The sequence below is a fragment of the Pseudomonas sp. B20(2017) genome (genome assembly GCF_002113125.1).
Lineage (GTDB): Bacteria > Pseudomonadota > Gammaproteobacteria > Pseudomonadales > Pseudomonadaceae > Aquipseudomonas.
Genome location: NZ_NEJP01000001.1, coordinates 436,875 through 455,197, shown reverse-complemented (window position 1 = coordinate 455,197; position 18,323 = coordinate 436,875). Strand labels below are relative to the sequence as shown.

Genomic DNA, 18,323 nt, shown 5'->3' with positions numbered 1-18,323 from the left:
TGACAGCCCACGAGGAGCCTCTGATGACCTGGTCGACCCTGCTTGAATGCCGCGAACGCCTGCCCGCCGATGCCGATCTGGCGGAGGGCTTCGTCACGTTGCTGCATCAACTGGGCAGCGTGACGCCGTTCGAACTGGCGGTGGCTGGAGGGCGGCGGATGACATCGCCGGGGCTGGCGTTTCTGGTGGGCTATCAGGCAGCGTTGCGGATGCTTTGGCCGAGCGCGCCGCCAAGCCTCGGTGCGTTGTGTGCGACCGAACAGCGCAGCCTGCGTCCGGCGGACATGCAGACCCGGCTCACGGATCTGCGCCTTACCGGGCAAAAGGATTTCGTCACCGCCGGCGATGCGGCGGACTGGCTGCTGATCGCCGCGCGCAGTGAGCAACCCGGCGAATCACCGCGCCTGAGCCTGGCGGTGGTGTATCCCGGCGAGCCCGGCGTGCGGGTGGAAAAACTCCCGGCGCTGCCGTTGATGCCGGACATCAGCCATGGCCGGTTGCATCTCGACGAGGCGTTGTGTGAGTTACTCGCGGGGGATGGTTGGGATGCCTACGTCAAACCGTTCCGCACCCTTGAAGATGTTTACGTGTTGAGTGCAATGACCGCGTGGCTGTACGGCGTCGGTCAGGACGGCGGCTGGCCGCAGCCGCTGCAATTGCGTTTGCTGGCGCTGTTGGCCGGGTGTTCCGAAGTCAGTCGTCAGCCGCCGAATAATCCCGCCGGGCATGTGTTGCTCGGTGGATTGTTTGCGCAGTTCGACGGGCTCAAAGCGGAGGTTGATCAGGCCATGCGTGACGGCAATCCTGAGTGGGCAGCGATGTGGCAGCGCGATCAATCGGTCATGCAACTGGCAGCAGGTGCGCGGGCCAAACGACTGGCAAAGGCGTTGGTTGAAAGCCAAAACACATCTGTCATGAACGCCGGCTAGTCTTCTCAGGTTCATCCCCAGAGCCCTCACCATGTTCAAAGGCCTGTCCCTGTTTCTGCTGTTGATCAGCTTCACGGTTCAGGCCGAACAATGGCCGGGCGAGCAATGGCCGACCGGCCCGAAACTCAACGGCCAGGCCGTCGAGGCATTGGAGGTCTACACCTTCCCGCCCCGCGATGACAACACCCGAAAAGGCATCCGCACCGACGCCTTGCTGGTGATCCGCGACGGCCAGCTCATCTACGAACGCTACGCCGCCGCGACCACCGCCGACACACCGCACCTGACCTGGTCGATCAGTAAAAGCCTGATGGCCACGGTGTTCGGCGTGGCGTACGGCGAAGGCCTGTTCAAGCTCGATGACCCGGCCGCGCAATATTACCCGGCGCTGGAAAAACACCCGGCCATCACCGTCAAGGATCTGCTGCACTGGGCCTCGGGCATCGACTGGCAGGAAGACTACGAATACGCCCCACTGAAATCCTCGGTGGTGGCGATGCTCTACACCCGTGGCCACCGCGACATGGCCGCCTTCACCGCCGATCACGACAGCTACGCGCCAGCGGGTCAGGCGTTCCGTTATTCCAGCGGCGACAGCAATCTGTTGGCCGCCGCACTGAAAACCATCGTCGGCCCACAGCGTTATCCGGACTATCCGTGGACAGCACTTTTCGATCCCCTGGGCATCCGGCATGCCACGTGGGAAACCGACGCGACGGGCACCTTCGTCGCCTCTTCCTACGCTTATATGACGGCCCGGGATCTGGCGCGAATCGGCCTGTTGATGGAACGTGACGGACGCTGGAACGACCGGCAGTTGCTGCCCAGGGATTGGGTCGCCTTCAACCGCCAGCCCTTCGCCGGCTACAAGGCTCATCAGGACGAAGCCGTGCCCGGCGGGCAGTGGTGGCTCAATCGCCCGGCAGACGGCGCGCCTTCTCCGTGGCCTGACGCACCGCCCGACACCTTCGCCGCCCTCGGCCACTGGGGCCAGGCGCTGTACGTGATCCCGAGCGAAAAACTGGTGATCGTGCGCTACGCCGATGACCGCGACGGCAGCTATCGCCACAACGAATTGCTCAAGCGTGTGCTCGGGGCGGTGCGGCCATGAAACTGTTCAAACGAATCCTGTTGGTGCTGCTGGTCGTGCTGCTGGGCTGGGGCTGGCACGAGCGCGAAAACCTGTGGGCCTTCCCGGACATCATCAGCGCCTACACCGCCAAGGAATATTGTTCGTGTCGTTACGTGATGAACAACGACGCCGAGTATTGCCGGGGCTATGTGACGCAGTGGTTGCCCAGCGAACTGACCGATGACCGCACGCAAAAAATCGTCACCGCCAGCGGCCTGGGACGCAGCAACAGCGCCCAGTGGCAAGGCGAACGCCAGGGCTGTCGCCTGCAACCCTGATCCGGTTCCACCCTGTGGAACCACATTCGATTGTCCTCTCGCGTGTCTCACGGTTATCTGGCGGTGAGCACGACCTGCCGCTCATGTGTCGTGAATTCATAGCGAACAACAAGACCGGGAACACCCGCGCGAGGAGAACCGTCATGCCCCGACATCAGCACATTCTGGCCTGGCTCAACGATGTGGCCAGCGACCTGCACGCCACCCGCCAGGACATTCACGCCCACCCTGAACTCGGTTTCGAGGAAAGCCGCACCTCGGCGCTGGTCGCCAGGTCGCTCGAAGACTGGGGTTATGAAGTCCACACCGGCGTCGGCAAGACCGGCGTGGTCGGCGTGCTGCGCAACGGCAGCAGCACACGCAAACTCGGGCTGCGGGCCGACATGGATGCGCTGCCGATTATCGAGAACACCGGTGTCGCCTACAGCAGCCGCAATCAAGGCTGCATGCACGCCTGCGGCCACGACGGGCACACCGCGATGCTGCTCGGCGCGGCGCGTTATCTGGCCGCGACCCGTCAGTTCGACGGCACCCTGACGCTGATTTTCCAGCCCGCCGAAGAGGGCCAGGGCGGGGCCGAGGCGATGCTCGCCGATGGCCTGCTCGAACGCTTTCCGTGCGATGCGCTGTTCGGCATGCACAATATGCCGGGCCTGCCGGCGGGACATCTGGGCTTTCGCGAAGGGCCGATGATGGCTTCGCAGGATCTGCTCACGGTGACCATCGAAGGCGTTGGCGGTCACGGCTCGATGCCGCATCTGGCGGTGGACCCGCTGGTCGCCGCAGCCAGTGTGGTGATGGCTTTGCAAACCGTGGTCGCGCGCAACATCGATGCGCAGCAGGCGGCGGTGGTGACGGTCGGCGCATTGCAGGCCGGCGAGGCGGCAAACGTGATTCCGCAACAGGCGATCCTGCGCCTGAGCCTGCGTGCGCTGAATGCCGAAGTCCGCGTTCAGACACTGGACCGCGTGCGCTCGATCATCGAAGCCCAGGCCGAAAGCTTCGGCTGCACCTCGACCATCGAGCACCGTCCGGCCTACCCGGTGCTGGTCAACCACGCCGCTGAAACCGAGTTTGCCCGTCAGGTCGGCGTCGAACTGGTCGGTGCTGACGCCGTCGATGGCAATACACCCAAACTGATGGGCAGCGAGGACTTTGCCTGGATGCTCCAGCGCTGCCCCGGCGCCTACCTGTTCATCGGCAACGGCGTGGCGCGGCCGATGGTGCATAACCCGGCCTACGACTTCAACGACGACATTCTGCTGACCGGCGCGGCGTATTGGGGCGCGCTTACCGAGAGCTGGCTCAAGCCGGTCTGATTTCTTCACTTTTTGCTGCCGCTGGAACGCAGGTGCGCACGTGCCTGCGTGGTCAACCAACAGCTTCTGGAGAATCCCCATGCAGACTTCGAACGCAGGCGTTTCGCGCACCCGGCAAGTGGTCGCCGCCGTCATCGGCAACGCCCTGGAATGGTACGACTTCATCGTTTACGGCTTTCTGGCGAGCATCATCGCCCGGCAGTTTTTCCCGTCCGACGACGACTACGCTTCGCTGCTGATGGCGCTGGCGACCTTCGGCGTCGGCTTTTTCATGCGCCCGGTGGGCGGCATCCTGCTCGGCATTTATTCCGACCGCAAAGGGCGCAAGGCCGCGATGCAGATGATCATCCGCCTGATGACCGTTTCCATCGCCCTGATCGCGTTCGCGCCGAACTACGCCGCCATCGGCATGGGCGCGCCGCTGTTGATCGTGGTGGCGCGGATGCTCCAGGGTTTTGCCACGGGCGGTGAATATGCGAGCGCCACGGCGTTTCTGGTGGAGAGCGCGCCGGCCCATCGCAAGGGCTTGTACGGTTCGTGGCAACTGGTCGGGCAATGCCTGGCGGTGTTCAGCGGCGCGGCCATGGTGGCGCTGGTCACACACCTGTTTTCCCCCGAAGCGCTGGACAGTTGGGGCTGGCGGATTCCATTCGTGCTCGGTCTGCTGATCGGCCCGGTGGGCTTGTGGATTCGCAAGCACATGGAAGAACCGGAAGAGTTTCTCGAAGCGCGCAAGAAGGCCAAAGGCGCAGCACCGGGCCTGTGGCAGGTGCTGCGCGAACATCGCCGCAGCCTGCTGGTGTCGATGGGCTTGGCGTGCGGGGCAACGGTGTCGTTTTACGTGGTGCTGGTGAACATGCCGACCTTCGCCCACAAGAACCTCGGCCTGCCGCTGGATCAGGTGTTGCTGGTGCAGATGCTCGCGGTGGCGTTGATGACCGTGGTGATTCCGCTCGCCGGCGCACTGTCGGATCGCCTCGGTCGGCGGCCGGTGCTGATGGCGTTTACCCTGGCGTTTTTCGTCATGGTCTATCCGCTGTATGTGTGGGTCGCGGCCGCACCGTCGATCGAGCGTCTGCTGGTGATGCAACTGCTGCTGTGCACGGCGATTGGCGGGTTCTTCGGCCCGGCTCCGACGGCGCTGGCCGAGCAGTTTCCGATTGAAGTGCGCTCCACCGGCGTGTCAGTGGCCTACAACGTGGCGGTGATGGTGTTCGGCGGTTTCGCGCCGCTGATCGTCACTTGGTTGAGTAAAGTTCTGAACACCCCGGTGGCGCCGTCGTTCTATGTCTTGTTCGCTTGCCTGCTGACCCTGCTCGGTACTTACTGTTTGCAGGAGGCACCCCGCGCAAAGAAATCCGTTGCGCTCAACCTGGGAGTGAAACCGTGAGTCCGTTAGCCATTGATCCGATTGTCGCCCTCGACGCCGATGCGCTGTCCCGGGCGATCCATGCCCGCAAGGTGTCGTGCCGCGAGGTGATGCAGGCGTATCTGACGCACATCGACCGCTTCAACCCGGCGGTCAACGCGCTGGTCTCGCTGCGCCCGCAGGACGTGCTGTTGCGCGAAGCCGATGAATGCGACCGGCAACTGGATCGCGGCGAGTCCCGAGGCTGGATGCACGGCATGCCTCAGGCGATCAAAGACTTGGCGGCCACCGCCGGGTTGCGCACGACGCTGGGCTCACCGCTGTTCGCCGAGCAAGTGCCGCAGCACGATGCGATCAGCGTGGCGCGGGTTCGCGATTGCGGCGCGATCATCATCGGCAAGAGCAACGTTCCGGAGTTCGGCCTCGGCTCGCAGACCTACAACAGCGTGTTTGGCACCACCACCAACGCCTACGATCCGGGCCTGATCGCCGGCGGCAGCAGCGGCGGGGCGGCAGTGGCGCTGGCCCTGCGCCTGCTGCCGGTGGCCGACGGCAGCGACATGATGGGATCGCTGCGCAACCCGGCGGCGTTCAACAACGTGTTCGGCTTCCGCCCATCCCAAGGCCGCGTGCCTCACGGCCCGATGCCGGAAGTGTTCGTCCAGCAACTGGCCACCGAAGGACCGATGGGCCGCACGGTCACCGACGTCGCGCGATTGCTCTCGACCCAGGCCGGCTACGATCCGCGCGTGCCGCTGTCGCTGGCTGATGAGCCACGGGATTTCGGGCTGGATCTGCAACAGGACTGCAGCGGTCTGCGCCTCGGCTGGCTCGGCGATTACAACGGCTATCTGCCCATGGACGACGGCGTGTTGAGCCTGTGCGAATCGGCGCTGGCGGATTTCAGTGCCTTGGGCTGTCAGGTCGAGGCCTGTCAGCCGGACTTCTCCATGGAACGCCTGTGGCAAACCTGGCTCACCCATCGGCATTTCCTGGTGCAGGGCAGCCTCGGCGCGGCCTATGCCGATCCGCAAAAACGGGCGCTGCTCAAACCCGAAGCGCAATGGGAAATCGAGGGCGGTCTGCGTCTGACGGCAGCCGAGGTCTATCAGGCGTCGGTCGCGCGCAGCGAGTGGTATCGCGCGTTGAGCGAGTTGTTCGAACGTTACGATTTCCTGCTGTTGCCCACCGCCCAAGTGTTCCCTTTTGATGCACAGCAAGCGTGGCCGCGAGTTGTCGGCGGGCAGACCATGGACACCTATCACCGCTGGATGGAGGTGGTGATCGGCCCGACGCTGGCGGGGTTGCCGAGCATCAGCGTGCCGGTGGGGTTCAGCCCGGCCGGGTTGCCGATGGGCCTGCAAATCATCGGCCCGGCCCAGGCGGATCGGGCGGTGCTGCAACTGGCCTATGCCCATGAACAGCTGACCCGCTGGGTCGAACGGCGACCGCCGGCATGCCTGCAATCGACCTGAGCGGCCCGCATCTTGCTGCACGAAGTGATCTTTCATCCGTATCCATGGAGGTCGAACACATGGGCAGCAAGGCAGACACCGGCAGCGTGCGCTCGGTCGAACGGGCGCTGGCCATCGTCGAGTTGCTCGGCGAGCATCAGGCGTTGGGGCTGGAGGAGTTGCACTACCTGACGACCCTGCCCAAGGCCACGGTGTCGCGGATGCTCGCGACCTTGCAGGAGCAGGGCTGGATCTATCGCGGCCTCAGCGACCGCCGCTACCGGTTGTGCGCCAAGCGCCTGTTCGGTGATCGCCAGCAACGCTTCAAGCGCCATCTGGTGGAAAGCGCCGCGCCGATGCTGCTGGAACTCAGTGAGCGCACCGGGCTGGTGGCGGATCTGTCGTGTTTCGACGGTGAACGGGTCGAAGTGATGGAAAGCGCGATTCCGCAGGTGTTGCGAAAACGCTATCCAACCAACTGCCAGATCGTCGGCCATCACGCCAGCCTGTTCCATTCGGCGATGGGCCGCGCATGCCTTGGCGAGCTCGACAGCCAGGACGTCAAACGTCTGGCCGAACGCGAACAGTTGGCGGACGACGGTGTATTGCAAGCCACCGAGCAAGCCTTGCATCAGGGCTTCGGCCAGCGCACCGAAGGTTACTGGGAATATCCGGTGCGCCTGCCGTTCCTGATTCGTGCGGTGGCCTTGCCGATCCGTGCCCAAGGGCGATTGGTCGGCAGCATGGCGCTGCACTGGCCGATGGACCAGGCGCCGGTGGAGCGGGTGCTGAGCCTGCACCTCAACAGCCTCGCGTCGACCATCGGCGAGGTGCAGCAGGCGCTGGCCTGAGCGTTTGCAGAGACGGACAGTTTGCAATAACGCCACGGCCAGTTAAGGTTCGTGCAGGTTTATCAGCCCCACGAGTCTTCAATGTTCAACCGTTCTCTGTGCAACGCCTTCGCCGGCCTGCTGCTGGGCGCCGCTGCGCTGCCGGCCCAGGCCAACTGGTATCTGGACGGCGAGTCGTCGCGGCTGTCGTTCGTCAGCACGAAAAACGCCAATATTTCTGAAGTGCAGCGCTTTCTGGTGCTGCACGGCAAGGTCGATCCCGATGGCCGCGCCGTGGTCGAAGTCGAGCTGGATTCGATCAACAGCGGCATCCCGCTGCGCGACGAGCGCATGCGCAAGGAGCTGTTCCAGATCGAGCAATTTCCCGAAGCGACCATCACCACCCGGATCGACCTGCGCCCGATCAACGATCTCGCCCCCGGCGCGCAGCTTGAATTGCGCCTGCCGCTGACCGTCACCCTGCACGGCAAACAGCATGAGTACCCCGCCGAACTGCTCGCCACGCGCCTCGATGACCGACGCTTTCAAGTGGTGACCCTGGAGCCGCTGGTGATCAGCGCCGAGGATTTCGATCTGCTGCCGGGCCTGGAAAGCCTGCGCAACATGGCTGGCCTGTCGGCCATCAGTCTGTCGGTGCCGGTGGGTGCGGTGCTGATCTTCACGGCGCGCTGACATGCGCGGCGCGGTGTTTCCGTGGCGTGATGGCAACCGCTTCGAGCTGTTGATCGATGGCCCGCAATTCTTCCCGCGCATGCTCGACGAGATCGCCCGCGCCCGCGAGCAGATCGAACTGGAGCTGTATCTGGTGGAAGCTGGCGCCTGTGCCGAAACCATCGTGCAGGCGCTGGTGCTGGCGGCGGAGCGGGGCGTGCGGGTGCGCTGCCTGTTCGACGATTACGGCAGCCTCGCCTTCACCCTCACGCTGCGCCGGCGGCTGACCGGGGCCGGGGTCGAGCTGCGTTTTTACAATCGGCTGAACTGGCGGCGCTGGGTCGGCAATTTCTATCGCGACCATCGCAAGCTGTTGCTGATCGACCAGCGTCTGGCGGTGGTCGGCGGCACCGGGGTGACCGATGAATTCTGGACACCGGGCCACGACACCAGCGAATGGCACGAGGTCATGGTGGAAATCACCGGCCCGTTGGTGCTCGATTGGCAATTGCTGTTCGACCGCCAATGGATCGCCAACCGCCATCGCCGGGCCTGGCGGCCCAACGCGCATTTCGGCCTGCCACGGCTGCCCCGCGTGCCGGACACGGGCGAGGGCATGGGCCGCGTGGCCTACGCCGACGCCCGTCAGCATCGGGACATTCTGCAATCGCTGTTCCGCGCGCTGAACAGCGGCCAGCAGCGGATCTGGCTGGCGACGCCGTACTTTCTGCCGACCTGGAAAATCCGCCGCTCCCTGCGCAAGGCCGCTGCCCGTGGCCTCGACGTGCGCCTGCTGCTGACCGGGCCGCGCACGGATCATCCGTCGGTGCGTTATGCCGGGCATCGCTACTACCCGCGCCTGCTCAAGGCCGGGGTGAAAATCTTCGAATACCAGCCGTGTTTCCTGCACCTGAAAATGGTGCTGGTGGACGACTGGGTGAGCATCGGTTCATGCAATTTCGATCACTGGAATCTGCGCTTCAACCTTGAGGCGAATCTGGAAGCGCTGGACCCGTCATTGACGGCAGCGGTGGCGGCGAGTTTCGAGAAGGACTTCGGCCTGAGTCAGCAGGTGAGTCTGGAGGAATGGCAGCGCCGGCCGTTGTGGCGGCGGGTGAAGCAGCGGATCTGGGGCTGGGTGGATCGGGTGGTGGTCAACTTGCTCGACAGACGCGGCTAAGCGCAATTGATCGTTCCCACGCTCTGCGTGGGAATGCCTCAATGGACGCTCTGCGTCCGCTTTGGGACGCGGAGCGTCCCGGGCTGCATTCCCACGCAGAGCGTGGGAACGATCAGATCCGAACGATCAGGGTGCCGGGATTACAGCAATTCAAAGCTCTGCTGCGTCACGTCCTGGGAGTCCAGGCCGATCTGCACGTTGAACTTGCCAGGCTCGGCCGCGTACTTGAGCTGGGCGTTGTAGAACTTCAGGTCATCTTCGGTGATGGTGAAGTGCACGACTTTCTGCTCGCCGGCCTTGAGCATGATTTTCTGGAAGTTCTTCAGCTCCTTGACCGGACGGATCATCGACCCGGTGACGTCCTGGATATACAGCTGCACCACGGTTTCGCCGTCGCGCTTGCCGGTGTTCTTGACCATGACGCTGGCGTCGAGCTTGCCGGTGGCGTTCAGGGTGGTCGAGGACAGCGCCATGTCGCTCAGGCTGAAGTCGGTGTAGCTCAGGCCGTAACCGAACGGAAACAGCGGCCCGGTCGTGTCATCGAAATACTGCGAGGTGTAGTTGCCCGGTTTGCCCGGCGTGAACGGCCGACCAATGCTCAGGTGGTTGTAGTAGGTCGGGATCTGTCCCACGGAACGCGGGAAGGTCACCGGCAGTTTGCCCGACGGGTTGTAGTCGCCGAACAGCACGTCGGCGATGGCGTTGCCGCCCTCGGTGCCGCTGAACCAGGTTTCCAGAATCGCGTCGGCCTGTTCTTTCTCTTCCAGAATCGTCAGCGGACGGCCGTTCATCAGCACCAGCACCAATGGCTTGCCGGTGGCTTTCAGGGCACGGATCAGCTCGCGCTGGTTTTCCGGGATGTTCAGGTCGGTGCGGCTCGACGATTCGTGGGACATGCCACGGGACTCGCCCACCGCTGCAACCACAATGTCGGCGTCCTTGGCGGCTTTCACCGCTTCGTCGATCAACACGTTGGCCGGGCGCGGGTCATCGACCACTTCCGGCGCATCGAAGTTGAGGAAGTTCAGGTAGTCGAGAACCTTCTTGTCGCTGGTGATGTTGGCGCCACGGGCGTAGATCAGGTTCGCCTTGTCGCCGATCACATTGCTCATGCCGTCGAACAGGGTCACCGATTGCGCCGGACGACCGGCGGCCGCCCAACTGCCCATCATGTCGATCGGAGCCTTGGCCAGCGGGCCGACCAGCGCAACTTTGGCGGTTTTCTTCAGCGGCAGGGTTTCGTTCCGGTTCTTCAACAGCACCAGACTGCGACGCGCCACTTCACGGGCGTCGGCGCGGTGCAGACGGCTGTCGGCGTAGGTGTCGGCCGGATCGTCTTCAGCCTTGCCGATGCGCAGGTACGGGTCCTTGAACAGGCCCATGTCGTACTTGGCGGCGAGCACTTCACGCACGGCGTTGTCGATGTCTTTCTGTTCGATCTCGCCGGACTTGAGCAGCCCCGGCAGCTCTTTGCCGTACAGGGTGTCGTTCATGCTCATGTCGATGCCGGCCTTGATCGCCAGCTTCGCCGCTTCACGACCGTCGCGGGCCACGCCGTGCTTGATCAGTTCGAAGATCGCGCCGTGGTCGCTGACCGCCAGGCCCTTGAAGCCCCAGTCCTTGCGCAGCAGGTCGTTCATCAGCCAAGTGTTGGCGGTGGCCGGGATACCGTTGATCGAGTTCAACGCCACCATCACGCCGCCGGCACCGGCGTCGATGGCCGCGCGGTACGGTGGCAGGTAGTCCTGGTACATCTTCACCGGGCTCATGTCGACGGTGTTGTAGTCGCGACCGCCTTCAACAGCGCCGTACAGGGCGAAGTGCTTGACGCTGGCCATGATGCTGTCGGCCGCGCTCGGGGTTTCACCTTGGTAAGCCTTGACCATGACTTTGGCGATGCGCGAGGTCAGGTAGGTGTCTTCACCGAAACCTTCGGAGCTGCGGCCCCAGCGCGGGTCGCGGGAGATGTCGACCATCGGCGCGAAGGTGATGTCTAGACTGTCGGCGGCGGCTTCTTTGGCAGCCACGCGCCCGGACTGACCGATGGCGTCCATGTCCCAGCTCGATGCCAGGGCCAGCGGAATCGGGAAAATCGTACGGTGACCGTGGATCACGTCGTACGCGAAAAACATCGGGATCTTCAGGCGACTGCGCATGGCCGCGTCCTGCATCGGACGGTTTTCCGGGCGGGTGATCGAGTTGAACGTGCCGCCGATGTTGCCGGCGGCGATCTCTTTGCGGATCAGCTCGCGGGGCATTTCCGGGCCGATGCTGATCAGGCGCAACTGGCCGATCTTCTCGTCGAGGGTCATTTGCTTCATCAGGTTGCTGATGAACGCGTCCTTGTTTTCCAGGGGTACCGGGGTCGTGGCGGCCAGTACTTGATGACTGGCCAGGCTGACGAACAGGCCCAGCAAACACAGCTTCTTCATGAATAGTTTTCTCAAGGGCCTAAACGGCGTTGCAACGCCGGCCAGCCAAAATGTAGGGAGCGACTATTGTTGTTCGGGTGCTGATTCAGAAAACGACAGCCGAATGTACGTCGAACGTCTCGGCGACATGATCGCGCAGGGCCTCTTTTTAGCCCATCGGCCCGCCGCAATCCAGTGGCGGGGCGATTATGCCGCAACCGCCGGCTAAGAATGTTTCGCGATTCATTATTCATGAAATGTGCAAGGGAGCACCCGTCCGATGAATGTCAGTCCTGTCTACCGCTCGCGTTTGCAGGTCGCCACCTTGCTGGTGCTGGCCACGTTGTTGACCGCTTGCGGCATCAACAATATCCCGACCCTCGACGAACAGGCCAAGGCCGCCTGGGGCCAGGTGCAGAACCAGTACCAACGGCGCGCCGACCTGATCCCCAATCTGGTGGAAACCGTGAAGGGTTACGCCAAGCACGAGGAAGAAACCCTGACAGCGGTGATCGATGCCCGGGCCAAGGCGACGTCGATCCAGGTTGATGCCAGCACCCTCGACAACCCGGAAAAGCTCAAGCAGTTCGATCAGGCCCAGAATCAACTGACCGGTGCCTTGAGCCGGTTGATGGTGGTGTCCGAGCGTTACCCGGACCTGAAGGCCAACCAGAATTTCCTCGCCCTGCAATCGCAACTTGAGGGCACGGAAAACCGTATCGCCGTTGCGCGCCGGGATTTCATTCTGGCGGTGCAGAAGTACAACACCGAGATCCGCACCTTCCCGGGTCGCCTGTGGCACAGCGTGATGTACAGCAACCTGCCGATCCGCGAGACCTTTGAAGCCACTAGCCCCGGCGCGGACAAGGCCCCGGAAGTGAAGTTCTGAGCCGGGGATGCCCATGCGTGTGTTGAAGATGGGCCTGGTGCTGATGCTGTGGCTGTTCGCCGTCAGCGCCCGGGCCGAGTTGACCTTTCCGGCGCTGACCGGGCGGGTGGTGGACGAGGCGCAGATGATCGAGCCGTCGGTGCGCACGCAACTGAGCCAGCAATTGCAGGCCCACGAGCAGGCGACCGGCGAACAGTTGGTAGTGGTGACGTTGCCGAACCTGCAAGGCGCGACCATCGAGGACTTTGGCGTCGAACTCGGCCGGCACTGGGGCATCGGCCAGAAGGACAAGAACAACGGCGCCCTGTTGATCGTCGCCCGGGACGAGCGCAAGTTGCGCATCGAAGTCGGCTACGGGCTGGAGGATCGCCTGACCGACGCGCAGAGTTCGGTGATCATTCATCAGGTGATCACGCCATCGTTCAAGGCCGGCAATTTCAGTAAGGGCATCAGCGACGGTGTCGCGGCGATGCTGGTGGTGCTGGGCGGCAATCCGCTGGACGAACCGTCCACGGTGTATGAATCGGCTGGCGATCCCGCCGATGATTTCGTCTCGCGGCACCCGGCGTTGTTCGTATTTCTGGTGATGTTGTTCATTCTGACTGTCTTTGTCTGCCAGATGCTCGGTATCCTTCCCGCCGGCCGGGGCGGCTCCGGAGGAGGGGGCGGTTTCGGTGGTGGTGGATTTGGCGGCGGCGGTGGAGGCGGGGGCTTCAGCGGCGGCGGTGGCAGTTTCGGCGGGGGTGGGTCCTCCGGCGGCTGGTGATAACAATAATGAGCAGGCACTTCACGACATGGCATTACTGACTGAACACGAACAACGCAAGGTCGCCGAGGCCATCGCCCGGGTCGAGCGCGACACCGACGCCGAACTGGTGACGGTGCTCGCGGCCCGCGCCGACGACTACGCGTACATCCCGCTGCTGTGGGCCAGCCTGCTGGCGCTGGTGGTGCCGGGGATCGTGCATTACCTGACGGGCTGGCTGACGATGCACAGCCTGTTGCTGGTGCAGTGGGTCAGTTTTGTCGTGCTGTGCCTGGTGTTTCGTCTGCCGAAGGTCACCACTCATCTGATCCCGCGTCATGTCCGGCACTGGCGCGCCTCGAATCTGGCGCGGCGGCAGTTTCTCGAACAGAACCTGCATCACACGGTGGGCGGCACCGGCATGCTGATTTTTGTCTGTGAGGCGGAGCGGTATGTGGAAATTCTGGTGGATGAGGGGATTTCCAAGAAGCTGGATAACAAGAGCTGGGACTCGATTGTCGCGGCGTTTACCGAGCAGGTGCGGCAGGGGCAGACGTTGCAGGGCTTTGTTACCTGTATCGAGGCGTGCGGCGAGTTGCTCAAGGTGCATGTGCCGGTGACGCAGGTGAGGAATGAGTTGCCCAATCGCCTGGTGGTGCTGGGATAAGCCGTTCGGGAAATTAGCCGTGCCCTTGAGCGCCATCCCCCCTAAACTAGCGGCCATTCCCGATTTGCCCGTCCGAGGCCGCTTTTTCTCATGTCTGTTACCGCCCCATCTGCCAAACCGGCACCGGATCATCACGTCCAATTCATCGAGCTGCTGCAAACCAGCCTCGAACAGAACGGCTTCATCAAACTGGTGCTGGCCAAGTACGTCGGCGAAGAAGCGGATCTGCAGCGGATCATCATCAAACCGGTGACGGTCAAGGCGCAGCCGAACCTGTCGTTCGTCTATCGCTACAAGACCCGCGACATCACCAAGAACCTGCCATTGGACGAAGCGGTAACGACGATTGCCGGGCTGCTGCCGGCGGCGTTCAAAAATGCGCATTTGCTGGCGCTGACGGACGAAGCCCAGCTCGAATACAGCAAAAAGGGCAAGAGTTCGCTGTTCAAGAGCAAACCTCAGCAATTACGCGAAGTGCCGTCCGCCGAGCACAACCGCGAGAAAAACCGCTTTCTCGATCTGAACCGACCGTTCCTCAAGGACCTGGGCGTGACCAACGCGCAACACGAGCTGATCCCGGCGATGTCGCGCAAATGGAAGCAGATCAACAAGTTCATCGAAGTCTTCAGCCACGCGCTGACCTCGTCGCCGCTGGCCCTGGACAAACCGGTGCGGGTGGCGGATTTTGGTTCGGGCAAGGGTTACCTGACGTTCGCCATCCATGACTATCTGCGCAACACGTTGAAGGCCGAAGGCGAAGTCACCGGCGTCGAATTACGCGAAGAAATGGTCAACCTGTGCAACACCGCCGCCACGAAGCTGGAACACCCGGGGCTGGTGTTCAAATGCGGCGATGTGCGCAGCGTGGCGCCGAGCGAGCTGGACGTGATGATCGCCCTGCATGCCTGCGACATCGCCACCGACTACGCGATCCACACCGGTATCCGCTCCGGCGCCTCGATCATCATGTGCTCGCCGTGCTGCCACAAACAGATCCGCTTGCAGATCCAGAGTCCGGCGCTGCTCAAGCCGATGCTGCAATACGGCCTGCACCTGGGCCAGCAGGCGGAAATGGTCACTGACAGCTTGCGTGCGCTGTTCCTCGAAGCCTGCGGTTACGAGACCAAGGTGTTCGAGTTCATCTCCCTGGACCACACCAACAAGAACAAGATGATTCTGGCGGTGAAGCGCGCCGAGCCGGTGGACCCTACTCAGCTGTTGGTGAAGATTCAGGAATTGAAGGCGTTCTATCAGATCAGCGAGCACTGCCTCGAAACCCTGCTGCTCGCTGACGGTTTGCTGGCTTGACCGTTGCCCTGTGGGAGCGAGCTTGCTCCGGGCGGCGATCCGACGAAGGGGCCATAACAGGCGACATCATCGTTGACTGTCAGTCCGTCTTCGCGAGCAAGCTCGCTCCCACATGGGGTCTGATGGCGGTCTTGCGCCCGAGCATCACTGTCGCGATCACCCCGCAGGCGAACAGCCAGGTGATCGGCTCCACGTGTTCGCCGAAGAACAGCGCGGAAAACGCGATGGTGAAGAAGATCTGCAACAGCTGGATCTGACTGACCCGTGCAATGCCACCCATGGCCAGCCCGGCGTACCAGGCGAAGAAGCCCAGAAACTGCGAAAACAGCGCGACGTAACCAAACGCCCACCAGGTTTTCGCCGACACCGCGCCTTGATGCTGGAAAGCCAGATACAGCACCGGGCCGATCAGCAGCGGCGTCGACAGCACCAGTGCCCAGCAGATCACCTGCCAGCCGCCCATCTCCCGGGCCAGACGCCCGCCCTCGGCATAACCCAGACCGCCCACCGCAATCGCTCCGAGCATCAGCAAGTCACCGGCCTGAATGCTGCCGGCGCCGGTGTACAACGCATAACCCAACACCAACGCACTGCCCAACGCGGCGCAGGCCCAGAAGGCTTTCGACGGACGTTCATGGGACAGCCACGCGGCGTACAGCGCCACGCACAGCGGCTGCAAACCGTTGACCAGCGCACCGTGGGACGCCGGCAAGGTCTGCATGGCCCACGCCGACAGCACCGGGAAACCGAGAATCACCCCGGCGATCACCAGGCTCAGGCCTTTGACTTGCTTCCAGGTCGGCCACTTTTCCCGTCGCCACAACAACAGCGCCGCCGCCGGAATCGCCGCGAACAACGCACGGCCCAGGCCGTTGAGCAGCGGGTGCAGTTCCTGCACCACGATGCGGGTGAAGGGCAGGGTAAGGCTGAAAATCACCACGCCGAGCAGGCCGAGGGCCATGCCGGTGTTTTCGCGCGAAGACATGAGAGCAAACCGATTCAAAGGTGGCTGGGAGGTGCCTTCATCTAGCCACAAACCACGGCAATCGGGCTGTTACAGCTGAGCGCAGAGTTATCCATACAGTTTGCGACGCCATCGCGATCCTTGGACTACTGTGAATATTCCTGCGCATTCACCAGAGGAGTCCTGCCCATGGCCGCGAAAAAGATTCTGATGCTGGTCGGCGATTACGTCGAAGACTACGAAGTGATGGTGCCGTTCCAGGCCCTGCAAATGGTCGGTCACACCGTGCATGCCGTGTGCCCGGACAAGGCTGCCGGCAAGACCGTGCGCACCGCGATTCACGACTTTGAAGGCGACCAGACCTACAGCGAAAAGCCCGGTCACCAGTTCGCCCTGAACTTCGATTTCGCCAAGGTCGATGCCAAGGATTACGACGCACTGTTGGTGCCCGGTGGGCGTGCGCCGGAATACCTGCGGCTGAACGAAAAAGTCCTGGATCTGGTGCGAGCCTTCGACAAGGCCGGCAAACCGATTGCTGCTGTCTGCCATGGCGCGCAACTACTGGCGGCAGCGGGGATTCTCGAAGGGCGCGAGTGCAGCGCCTATCCGGCCTGTGCCCCGGAAGTCCGGCTGGCCGGCGGCACCTACATCGACATCCCGGTCACGGACGGCCATGTCCAGGGCAACCTGGCCACCGCGCCCGCCTGGCCGGCGCACCCGAAATGGCTGGCGGGTTTCCTCGGGTTGCTTGGAACCAAAATCACCCTGTGACGCATCGATAAGGAGAAACACCATGTCCGGATGGTATGAGTTGAGCAAAAGCAGCAACGGCCAGTACAGGTTCGTGCTGAAAGCGGCGAATGCCGAAACCATTCTGACCAGCGAGCTGTACACGAGCCGCACGGCCGCCGAAAACGGCATCGCCTCGGTGCAGACCAACAGCCCGCTGGACGAACGCTACGAGAAAAAATCGACGAAGGACGGCCACCCCTACTTCAACCTCAAGGCAGCCAATCACCAGATCATCGGCAGCAGCGAATCCTATTCATCGGACGCGGCGTGTGCCAAAGGCATTGCTGCCGTGAAGACCAACGGGCCGACGAAGGTGATCAAGGACAAGACCTTGCCGGTTCTTTGAATCCAGCACAAAAACCTGTGGGAGCGAGTTTGCTCCGGGCGGCGATCCGACGATGACGGTTCATCAGTCGACATCGTTGTCGGATCTGATGGCTTCATCGTCGGATCGCCGCCCGGAGCAAGCTCGCTCCCACAAGGGGTGGTGTGTACCTTGAGATCAGCTCAGGCTTTTGAGAATGGCCTGCAACTGATTACGCCCGGCCTCGCTCAGCGGGAACACCGGCAAACGCGGATCGCCGACTTCCAGATCGGTCAGGCGCAGACCGGCCTTGATCGTCGCCGGCAAGCCGCCCTTGAGGATGAAGTCCAGCAGCGGCAACTGGCGGTAGAACAGCTCCCGCGCCTTGCCCAGATTCCCCGCCAGTGTGGCTTCGTACAAATCCAGATTGAGCTGCGCAATCAGGTTCGGTGCTGCCGTGCACCAGCCCTTGGCCCCGGCGGCGAACGCTTCCAGCGCCAGCGGATTGCAGCCGTTGTAGAACGGCACCCGGCCTTCGCCGAGCAGTTGCAGCTTGTGCATGCGCTGGATGTCGCCGGTGCTCTCCTTGACCATGGTCACGTTTTCCACGCCGTTGACGATGCGCAGGATCAGTTCCACCGACATGTCGGTGCCGCTGGTGGCCGGGTTGTTGTAGAGCATGATCGGCACGCCGATGCTGTCGCCGATGGCGCGGTAGTGGGCGAGGATTTCCGCTTCGCTGAGCTTCCAGTAAGAGGTCGGCAGCACCATCACCACGTCGGCGCCGTGGGCTTCGGCGAAACGTGCGCGGCGCACCGCTTTGGCGGTGGTCAGGTCGGACACGCTGACCACCGTCGGTACGCGTTTGGCGACGTGCTTGATGCTGAACTCGGCGACCTGATCCCACTCCGCATCGCTCAGGTAGGCGCCTTCGCCGGTGCTGCCCAAGGGAGCGATCGCGTGGACGCCGCCGGCGATCAGACGGTCGATCGAGCGGCCGAGGGCCGGCAGGTCAACGCCTTCGCCGTTGGCGCTGAACGGGGTGATGGTGTAGCCGATGATGCCGTGAATGTTGGACAT

The 18,323-nt window shown here is 63.0% G+C and carries 19 protein-coding genes; 16 read left to right on the top strand and 3 right to left on the bottom strand.

From position 1 onward, the window contains the following. Positions 1-23: 23 nt before the first annotated feature. The 9 genes from CAF63_RS02255 (at position 24) to CAF63_RS02215 (ending at position 9,163) form a co-directional block, all read left to right on the top strand. On the top strand, positions 24-929 hold the full coding sequence (locus CAF63_RS02255) for an acyl-CoA dehydrogenase family protein (protein ID WP_085683246.1): 906 nt from the start codon (positions 24-26) through the stop codon (positions 927-929). 31 nt (positions 930-960) lie between these two features. Next, a complete protein-coding gene (locus tag CAF63_RS02250; RefSeq protein ID WP_085683245.1) occupies positions 961-2,040 on the top strand; it encodes a serine hydrolase in 1,080 nt (359 codons plus the stop codon). Continuing rightward, complete coding sequence (locus CAF63_RS02245) at positions 2,037-2,339, top strand: amidase (protein ID WP_085683244.1); 303 nt, start codon at positions 2,037-2,039, stop codon at positions 2,337-2,339. The genes CAF63_RS02250 and CAF63_RS02245 overlap by 4 nt, the downstream gene beginning before the upstream one ends. A 143-nt stretch (positions 2,340-2,482) precedes the next feature. After that, the gene (locus CAF63_RS02240; RefSeq protein WP_085683243.1) at positions 2,483-3,658 is read left to right on the top strand and encodes a M20 aminoacylase family protein; all 1,176 of its coding nucleotides are present in this window, start codon (positions 2,483-2,485) and stop codon (positions 3,656-3,658) included. Between the two features lie 79 nt (positions 3,659-3,737). Further along, positions 3,738-5,048, top strand: a complete 1,311-nt coding sequence (locus tag CAF63_RS02235; RefSeq protein WP_085683242.1) for a citrate-proton symporter — start codon at positions 3,738-3,740, stop codon at positions 5,046-5,048. Further along, the gene (locus CAF63_RS02230; RefSeq protein ID WP_085683241.1) at positions 5,045-6,502 is read left to right on the top strand and encodes an amidase; all 1,458 of its coding nucleotides are present in this window, start codon (positions 5,045-5,047) and stop codon (positions 6,500-6,502) included. Before CAF63_RS02235 ends, CAF63_RS02230 begins: the two co-directional genes overlap by 4 nt. 59 nt (positions 6,503-6,561) lie before the next feature. Continuing rightward, a complete protein-coding gene (locus CAF63_RS02225; RefSeq protein WP_085683240.1) occupies positions 6,562-7,332 on the top strand; it encodes an IclR family transcriptional regulator in 771 nt (256 codons plus the stop codon). An 81-nt stretch (positions 7,333-7,413) separates the two neighbouring features. Then, complete coding sequence (locus tag CAF63_RS02220) at positions 7,414-8,004, top strand: YceI family protein (RefSeq protein ID WP_085683239.1); 591 nt, start codon at positions 7,414-7,416, stop codon at positions 8,002-8,004. 1 nt (position 8,005) lies between these two features. Then, the gene (locus tag CAF63_RS02215) at positions 8,006-9,163 is read left to right on the top strand and encodes a phosphatidylserine/phosphatidylglycerophosphate/cardiolipin synthase family protein (RefSeq protein ID WP_085683238.1); all 1,158 of its coding nucleotides are present in this window, start codon (positions 8,006-8,008) and stop codon (positions 9,161-9,163) included. Positions 9,164-9,303: 140 nt separating this feature from the next. On the opposite strand, the gene bglX is transcribed toward CAF63_RS02215, so the two are convergent. Then, a complete protein-coding gene (gene bglX, locus CAF63_RS02210) occupies positions 9,304-11,595 on the bottom strand; it encodes a beta-glucosidase BglX (RefSeq protein ID WP_085683237.1) in 2,292 nt (763 codons plus the stop codon). On the opposite strand from bglX, the gene CAF63_RS28220 reads away from it, so the two are divergent. From CAF63_RS28220 to CAF63_RS02190, 5 genes are all read left to right on the top strand, one after another. Continuing rightward, positions 11,594-11,803: a hypothetical protein gene (locus CAF63_RS28220; RefSeq protein WP_143492416.1), complete on the top strand. Its 210-nt coding sequence runs from the start codon at positions 11,594-11,596 to the stop codon at positions 11,801-11,803. The two genes, bglX and CAF63_RS28220, sit on opposite strands and share 2 nt — an antisense overlap. Positions 11,804-11,854: 51 nt before the next feature. Next, entirely contained in the window at positions 11,855-12,463 is a 609-nt protein-coding gene (locus CAF63_RS02205; RefSeq protein ID WP_085683236.1) for a LemA family protein, read from the top strand. 13 nt (positions 12,464-12,476) lie between these two features. Continuing rightward, the gene (locus CAF63_RS02200) at positions 12,477-13,229 is read left to right on the top strand and encodes a YgcG family protein (protein ID WP_085683235.1); all 753 of its coding nucleotides are present in this window, start codon (positions 12,477-12,479) and stop codon (positions 13,227-13,229) included. Between the two features lie 28 nt (positions 13,230-13,257). Then, positions 13,258-13,875, top strand: a complete 618-nt coding sequence (locus CAF63_RS02195) for a TPM domain-containing protein (protein WP_085683234.1) — start codon at positions 13,258-13,260, stop codon at positions 13,873-13,875. Between the two features lie 90 nt (positions 13,876-13,965). Continuing rightward, positions 13,966-15,183 carry an SAM-dependent methyltransferase gene (locus CAF63_RS02190; protein WP_085683233.1) on the top strand — a complete coding sequence of 406 codons (1,218 nt, stop codon included), beginning with the start codon at positions 13,966-13,968 and terminating at the stop codon, positions 15,181-15,183. 79 nt (positions 15,184-15,262) lie between these two features. Here CAF63_RS02190 and CAF63_RS02185 read toward each other — a convergent pair whose 3' ends face one another. Then, on the bottom strand, positions 15,263-16,168 hold the full coding sequence (locus CAF63_RS02185; protein ID WP_085683232.1) for a DMT family transporter: 906 nt from the start codon (positions 16,166-16,168) through the stop codon (positions 15,263-15,265). Between the two features lie 168 nt (positions 16,169-16,336). Here CAF63_RS02185 and CAF63_RS02180 point away from each other — a divergent pair, with 168 nt between their 5' ends. Then, on the top strand, positions 16,337-16,918 hold the full coding sequence (locus tag CAF63_RS02180; protein ID WP_085683231.1) for a DJ-1/PfpI family protein: 582 nt from the start codon (positions 16,337-16,339) through the stop codon (positions 16,916-16,918). A gap of 22 nt (positions 16,919-16,940) precedes the next feature. Beyond that, positions 16,941-17,285: a YegP family protein gene (locus tag CAF63_RS02175; RefSeq protein ID WP_085683230.1), complete on the top strand. Its 345-nt coding sequence runs from the start codon at positions 16,941-16,943 to the stop codon at positions 17,283-17,285. 156 nt (positions 17,286-17,441) lie between these two features. On the opposite strand, the gene CAF63_RS02170 is transcribed toward CAF63_RS02175, so the two are convergent. After that, on the bottom strand, positions 17,442-18,323 hold the full coding sequence (locus CAF63_RS02170) for a dihydrodipicolinate synthase family protein (RefSeq protein WP_085683229.1): 882 nt from the start codon (positions 18,321-18,323) through the stop codon (positions 17,442-17,444).

Excerpts from the sequence above, each read along its gene's own strand:
- CAF63_RS02220 (WP_085683239.1), top strand. The coding sequence starts at position 7,414 with ATGTTCAACCGTTCTCTGTGCAACGCCTTCGCCGGCCTGCTGCTGGGC.
- CAF63_RS02190 (WP_085683233.1), top strand. The coding sequence starts at position 13,966 with ATGTCTGTTACCGCCCCATCTGCCAAACCGGCACCGGATCATCACGTC.
- CAF63_RS02200 (WP_085683235.1), top strand. The coding sequence starts at position 12,477 with ATGCGTGTGTTGAAGATGGGCCTGGTGCTGATGCTGTGGCTGTTCGCC.
- CAF63_RS02170 (WP_085683229.1), bottom strand. The coding sequence starts at position 18,323 with ATGTCCAACATTCACGGCATCATCGGCTACACCATCACCCCGTTCAGC.
- CAF63_RS28220 (WP_143492416.1), top strand. The coding sequence starts at position 11,594 with ATGAATAGTTTTCTCAAGGGCCTAAACGGCGTTGCAACGCCGGCCAGC.
- CAF63_RS02255 (WP_085683246.1), top strand. The coding sequence starts at position 24 with ATGACCTGGTCGACCCTGCTTGAATGCCGCGAACGCCTGCCCGCCGAT.
- CAF63_RS02225 (WP_085683240.1), top strand. The coding sequence starts at position 6,562 with ATGGGCAGCAAGGCAGACACCGGCAGCGTGCGCTCGGTCGAACGGGCG.
- CAF63_RS02175 (WP_085683230.1), top strand. The coding sequence starts at position 16,941 with ATGTCCGGATGGTATGAGTTGAGCAAAAGCAGCAACGGCCAGTACAGG.
- CAF63_RS02185 (WP_085683232.1), bottom strand. The coding sequence starts at position 16,168 with ATGTCTTCGCGCGAAAACACCGGCATGGCCCTCGGCCTGCTCGGCGTG.
- CAF63_RS02195 (WP_085683234.1), top strand. The coding sequence starts at position 13,258 with ATGGCATTACTGACTGAACACGAACAACGCAAGGTCGCCGAGGCCATC.
- CAF63_RS02215 (WP_085683238.1), top strand. The coding sequence starts at position 8,006 with ATGCGCGGCGCGGTGTTTCCGTGGCGTGATGGCAACCGCTTCGAGCTG.
- CAF63_RS02250 (WP_085683245.1), top strand. The coding sequence starts at position 961 with ATGTTCAAAGGCCTGTCCCTGTTTCTGCTGTTGATCAGCTTCACGGTT.
- CAF63_RS02245 (WP_085683244.1), top strand. The coding sequence starts at position 2,037 with ATGAAACTGTTCAAACGAATCCTGTTGGTGCTGCTGGTCGTGCTGCTG.
- CAF63_RS02180 (WP_085683231.1), top strand. The coding sequence starts at position 16,337 with ATGGCCGCGAAAAAGATTCTGATGCTGGTCGGCGATTACGTCGAAGAC.
- CAF63_RS02240 (WP_085683243.1), top strand. The coding sequence starts at position 2,483 with ATGCCCCGACATCAGCACATTCTGGCCTGGCTCAACGATGTGGCCAGC.
- bglX (WP_085683237.1), bottom strand. The coding sequence starts at position 11,595 with ATGAAGAAGCTGTGTTTGCTGGGCCTGTTCGTCAGCCTGGCCAGTCAT.
- CAF63_RS02205 (WP_085683236.1), top strand. The coding sequence starts at position 11,855 with ATGAATGTCAGTCCTGTCTACCGCTCGCGTTTGCAGGTCGCCACCTTG.
- CAF63_RS02235 (WP_085683242.1), top strand. The coding sequence starts at position 3,738 with ATGCAGACTTCGAACGCAGGCGTTTCGCGCACCCGGCAAGTGGTCGCC.